The sequence below is a fragment of the Mesorhizobium sp. M7A.F.Ca.CA.003.01.2.1 genome (assembly GCF_003998945.1).
Taxonomy (GTDB): Bacteria; Pseudomonadota; Alphaproteobacteria; order Rhizobiales; family Rhizobiaceae; genus Mesorhizobium; species Mesorhizobium ciceri.
Genome location: NZ_RZRA01000381.1, coordinates 1 through 4,941 on the forward strand (window position 1 = coordinate 1; position 4,941 = coordinate 4,941).

Below are 4,941 nucleotides of genomic sequence, written 5' to 3' on the forward strand. Positions count from 1 at the left end.
CGACTGCACCGAGCCCTTCTCGGCATCGGTGTGGTAGACCAGCAGCCGCGGCAGATAGAGCATGCCCGCCATCCACGAGATGACGGCGAGGATATGGATCGCCTTGGCCCAGGGGTAAAAACTGTCGGGTGCCGCGAAATACAAAAGCGCGGTGAAAACGATCAGCACGGCGATACCTGATATCATGCGCATCATCGCCTGGCCGGTGCTGTTCGTGTTGTTCATCTGAGCCATCAGCGTGTCGCGCTCCGCACCTGTTTCACCATCGCCTCGACATGGGCGATCGGCGTCTCCGGCGTGATGCCGTGACCGAGGTTGAAGATCAGCGGCCCGTCTCCCAGCGCTCTCAGGATCGCCTCGACGCCATCCGACAGCGCCTTGCCGCCAGCGACGAGCCGCAAGGGATCGAGATTGCCCTGAACCGCACCCGAGCGCTGCAATTCCTTCGCCGCGATCAGGGGCACCGTCCAGTCGATCCCCAGCGCCGTCACGCCGGTCTTCTGTCGATAGGTCCGGTAGCGCGAACCGGCGCCCTTGGGAAAACCGATGATCGGGACATCGGGATAAACCGCCCGCACCCGGCCAACGATCTCGGCCATCGGCTGAACGCAGAACAAATCGAAAGTTTCATCGTCCAGCACGCCGGACCAGGAATCGAAAATCTGCACCACATCCGCGCCCGCCTCGATCTGGCGGATGAGATAGGCGGCCGAATGTTCGGCAAGCACCTTCAGCAATCGTTGAAAGGCCACCGGCTCGCGATAGGCAAAAAGCCGCGCCGGCGCCTGGTCGGGCGTGCCATGGCCGGCAATCATGTAGGTCGCCACCGTCCACGGCGCGCCGCAGAAGCCGATCAGGGTTGTCTCGTCGGGCAATTTGGCCCGCAACCGGCGAACCGTCTCGTAGACCGGTTCGAGATTCACGTGAAACACCTTGCCTTCCAGAGCCAGAATCTGCGGCGCGGTGATCGGCGTCAGCAGCGGCCCTCTGCCCTCTTCGAAACGGACGTCACGGCCAAGCGCATGCGGAACGACAAGGATATCGGAAAACAGGATCGAAGCATCGAAGCCGAAGCGCTCGATCGGTTGCAAGGTCACTTCGACGGCAAGGTCTGGATCATAGCAGAGATCGAGGAACGAGCCTGCTCGCCTGCGTGTCTCCCGATACTCCGGCAGATAACGCCCTGCCTGACGCATCATCCAGAGCGGAGGCGGAAAATGAGCCTTGCCCTTCAGGACATCCAGCATGATCCGGTTCTGGGGCATCGAGCGCTCGCTTCTTCCGGCCTCTTCTATAATCAAAGATTCTTATATCTAAGATTCTTCTGATTCTAAGAGTCTGTTGGTTCTGGTGATTGCCACCTGTCCCGCTTTGCCCCGGAAAACGCCAGCCAACATATTGTCGCGTGCTTCTTTTTCCCAGATGTAGGGTTCTGGGGATAGGTCGGAATCGATCAATCGAGTCAAAGCGTTAGGCAGAGCGGTGAAAGGCAGGTCCTGTGGACGGACTGTAGGCGAAAAAAGCCGTCCCCAAACTTGTCCCCAGTCGCCCGACGAAGCTGACAGCGCATCGAATTGTGGACAAACTGCCATCTGATACAGTCGCCTCCGACCGCCCCCTCTTTTCATCCCGCTTTATCCACAGAAGCCCACAGCCCCAGGTGACCCCCTGTGAACAAACCCCAGAGCTTCTTCCACCTGCACCTGATTTCCGACGCGACCGGCGAAACGCTGCTCGCCGCCGGCCGGGCGGCTTCGGCACAATACAAGGATGCGCGCGCCATCGAGCATATCTATCCGCTCATCCGCACCGAAAAGCAGGTGGCGAAGGTGTTCGAGGATATAGAGGAAGAGCCGGGCATCATCCTCTATACGGTCGTGGACCAGAAGCTGGCGCGCGGCATCGACGAGCGCTGCGCGGCCATGGGCCTGCCCTGTGTGTCGGTGCTGGAGCCGGTGCTGACCGTGTTCCAGTCCTATCTCGGCACCCCCGCCGGCCGCCGCGTCGGCGCCCAGCATGTTCTCGACGCCGAATATTTCCGCCGCATCGACGCGCTCAATTTCACCATGGACCATGATGACGGCCAGCTGCCGCTCAACATGGACGATGCCGATGTCGTGCTGATCGGCATTTCTCGCACGTCGAAGACGCCGACCAGCATCTATCTCGCCAACCGCGGCATCAAGACCGCCAACATCCCGATCGTGCTCGGTGTGCCGGTGCCGGAAAGCCTGGTTGCCGCCAGCAAGCCGCTCATCGTCGGGCTGATCGCCACCGCCGAGCGCATCTCGCACGTCCGGCAAAACCGCATCCTCGGCAACAGCAGCTCGTATGAGGCATCAGACTATGTCGACCGCGCGGCGATCAGCGAAGAACTCGCCTACGCCCGCAAGATCTGCACGCGCCATGGCTGGCCGATGATCGACGTCAGCCGCCGCTCGATCGAGGAAACGGCGGCGGCCATCGTTGCCCTGCGGGGGAAGAATAGATAGGGCAGGTAAGATAAGTGAGCACCAGCACCCCTCATCCGACCTCGCTTCGCGAGGCCACCTTCTCCCACAAGGGGAGAAGGAAGAACGTGGCACCGTCGTCTCCGCAAGATACCGCCAGTTGGCGATTTGCAGCGGCGTACGCGCGGGACTTCCCTTCTCCCCTTGTGGGAGAAGGTGGCCGAGCGAAGCTCGGTCGGATGAGGGGTGCGTGACGGAGCGCCAACATGGGTGAATCAGCATGATCGAAAAACTCATCCTTGCTTCCGGCAGTCCGTTCCGCAAGGCGATGCTGGTCAATGCCGGCGTCGATGTCGAGGCGGTGCCGGCCGATGTCGACGAGCGCGCGCTCGAGTCGCCTTTGCAGGATAGCGGCGTCTCGCCCGAGGACGTCGCCCTGGTGCTGGCCGAGGCTAAGGCGACCGAAGTCAGCGAGCGCAGGCCGGGCGCCCTGGTGCTGGGCTGCGACCAGACGCTGTCGCTCGGCGACGAGGTGTTCCACAAGTCGGCTGACATGGAGGGTGCCCGCCGTCATTTGCTGGCGCTGTCGGGCAAGACCCATCAGTTGAACAGCGCCGCCGTGCTGGTTCGCGACGGCAAGGTTCTGTGGCGGCATGTCGGCATCGCCTCGATGACCATGCGCAAGCTCGATCCCGCCTTTATCGGGCGCCATCTCGCCCGTGTCGGTGCCAAGGCGCTGGGAAGCGTCGGCGCCTATCAGATCGAAGGCGAAGGCATTCAATTGTTCGAGAAAATCGAGGGCGATCATTTCACCATTGTCGGCCTGCCGCTGTTGCCGCTGCTGGCCGAACTGCGAGACCTGGGGGCGATCGATGGCTGAGGCGTCGAAAAAAGCCTTCGTGTCGGGCCATCCGGTCAAGCATTCGCGCTCGCCGAAGATCCATGGTCACTGGCTGGCCAAACATGGCATCGACGGAAGCTACCAGGCCATCGATGTCGCGCCGCAAGACTTTGCCGTGTTCGTGGAAACATTGCAGGCAAACAATTACCGCGGTGGCAACATCACCATCCCGCACAAGGAAGCGGCCTTCGCATTGGCCGAACGCCGCGACCAGGCGGCGCAAGAAATCGGCGCCGTCAACACGCTGTGGTTCGAGGACGGCATCCTGTGGGGCGGCAACACTGACGGTCACGGCTTTGCCGCCAACCTCGACGATCATGCACCGGGCTGGGCAAGCAAGGGTCCGGCGGTGGTGCTCGGCGCCGGCGGCGCGTCGCGCGCCGTCATCCATGCGCTGAAGGAGCGCAGCGTTGCCGACATTCGCATCGTCAACCGCACTCTGGCCCGAGCGCAGGAATTGCGCGATCGTTTCGGCACCGGTGTCTCGGCGCATGGCATGGCGGCGACCAACGAACTGCTCGGCGATGCCGGCCTGCTGGTCAACACCACCGCGCTCGGCATGCATGGCAATGAAGGCCTGTCGGCGGATCCCGCCCGGCTGCCCGACCATGCCATCGTCACCGACATCGTCTATGTGCCACTGGAGACGCCGCTGCTTGCGGCCGCCCGAGCGCGAAATCTGAAGACGGTCGACGGTCTCGGCATGCTTCTGCATCAGGCCGTGCCTGGCTTCGAGCGCTGGTTCGGCATCAGGCCGCGGGTGACGGCCGAACTTCGGGCCCTGATCGTCGCCGATCTGGTGCCGAAGCCATGATCGTGCTCGGCCTCACCGGCTCGATCGGCATGGGCAAGTCGACCACAGCCAGGATGTTCACTGACGCCGGCGTGCCGGTCCACGATTCCGACGAGACGGTGCATCGCCTCTATGCCGGCAAGGCAGCACCCCTGGTCGAGGCCGCCTTTCCCGGCACCACATCCGCCGGCATGGTCGATCGTGCCAAACTTGGCGCGCGCGTGCTCGGCGATGCCGCGGCGCTGAAGCGGCTGGAAACCATCATCCACCCGCTGGTGCGCGCCGATGCCGATGCCTTTCTGGCCAGGCATCGTGGATCAGGCGCGCCGATCGCCGTCCTCGACATCCCCCTGCTCTTCGAAACCGGCGGCCGCAACCGCGTCGACAAGGTCGTCGTCGTCACCGCCCCGGCCGAGACCCAGCGCGAACGCGTGCTGGCGCGGCCGGGCATGACGGAGGAAAAGCTGGCGTCGATCCTGGCCAAGCAGGTGCCGGACGCGGAAAAACGCCGTCAGGCCGATTTCATCGTCGACACCGGCCAGGGGATGGACGCCGCGCGGGCGGAGGTCGCTGCAATCATCAGCCAGCTGATAGGGGTTGGCAAGCCAGGTGGTTGAGCCCACCGCTCGACCGCCAGCTGTCGATGTGAGAGCCGCTTATCTGCCTGCCGGCTTTGCTCCTTCCTCCCCCTCCGGAGTTGGGGACGGCATTCGCCAAACGCGCAGTAGCCGCAACCCAGGCACAATCTGGCAAGCAAGAAAACCTAGGCAAGCGGCAAAGGTCGACCCCCCCTCCGT

The 4,941-nt window shown here is 63.2% G+C and carries 6 protein-coding genes; 4 read left to right on the forward strand and 2 right to left on the reverse strand.

Annotation, left to right across the window (positions count from 1 at the left end):
• Both EN969_RS16620 and hemE read right to left on the reverse strand, forming a co-directional pair.
• A partial coding sequence (locus EN969_RS16620) for a CopD family protein (RefSeq protein ID WP_206525166.1) occupies positions 1-234 on the reverse strand: 234 nt, incomplete at its 3' end.
• Positions 234-1,265, reverse strand: a complete 1,032-nt coding sequence (gene hemE, locus EN969_RS16625; RefSeq protein WP_024504092.1) for a uroporphyrinogen decarboxylase — start codon at positions 1,263-1,265, stop codon at positions 234-236. The genes hemE and EN969_RS16620, both read right to left, overlap by 1 nt.
• Before the next feature lie 405 nt (positions 1,266-1,670).
• Between hemE and EN969_RS16630 the strand changes: the two genes are divergently transcribed.
• The 4 genes from EN969_RS16630 (at position 1,671) to coaE (ending at position 4,761) form a co-directional block, all read left to right on the forward strand.
• Entirely contained in the window at positions 1,671-2,492 is an 822-nt protein-coding gene (locus EN969_RS16630) for a pyruvate, water dikinase regulatory protein (protein WP_013528729.1), read from the forward strand.
• Positions 2,493-2,730: 238 nt separating this feature from the next.
• A complete protein-coding gene (locus EN969_RS16635; protein ID WP_063169601.1) occupies positions 2,731-3,330 on the forward strand; it encodes a Maf-like protein in 600 nt (199 codons plus the stop codon).
• On the forward strand, positions 3,323-4,165 hold the full coding sequence (locus EN969_RS16640) for a shikimate dehydrogenase (protein ID WP_063169602.1): 843 nt from the start codon (positions 3,323-3,325) through the stop codon (positions 4,163-4,165). The genes EN969_RS16635 and EN969_RS16640 overlap by 8 nt, the downstream gene beginning before the upstream one ends.
• The gene (gene coaE / locus EN969_RS16645) at positions 4,162-4,761 is read left to right on the forward strand and encodes a dephospho-CoA kinase (protein ID WP_063169603.1); all 600 of its coding nucleotides are present in this window, start codon (positions 4,162-4,164) and stop codon (positions 4,759-4,761) included. The genes EN969_RS16640 and coaE overlap by 4 nt, the downstream gene beginning before the upstream one ends.
• Positions 4,762-4,941: the final 180 nt, after the last annotated feature.

What these genes read in the sequence shown, in the direction of transcription:
- hemE (WP_024504092.1), bottom strand. Translation starts at nt 1,265, where the DNA reads ATGCCCCAGAACCGGATCATGCTGGATGTCCTGAAGGGCAAGGCTCAT.
- EN969_RS16635 (WP_063169601.1), top strand. Translation starts at nt 2,731, where the DNA reads ATGATCGAAAAACTCATCCTTGCTTCCGGCAGTCCGTTCCGCAAGGCG.
- EN969_RS16640 (WP_063169602.1), top strand. Translation starts at nt 3,323, where the DNA reads ATGGCTGAGGCGTCGAAAAAAGCCTTCGTGTCGGGCCATCCGGTCAAG.
- coaE (WP_063169603.1), top strand. Translation starts at nt 4,162, where the DNA reads ATGATCGTGCTCGGCCTCACCGGCTCGATCGGCATGGGCAAGTCGACC.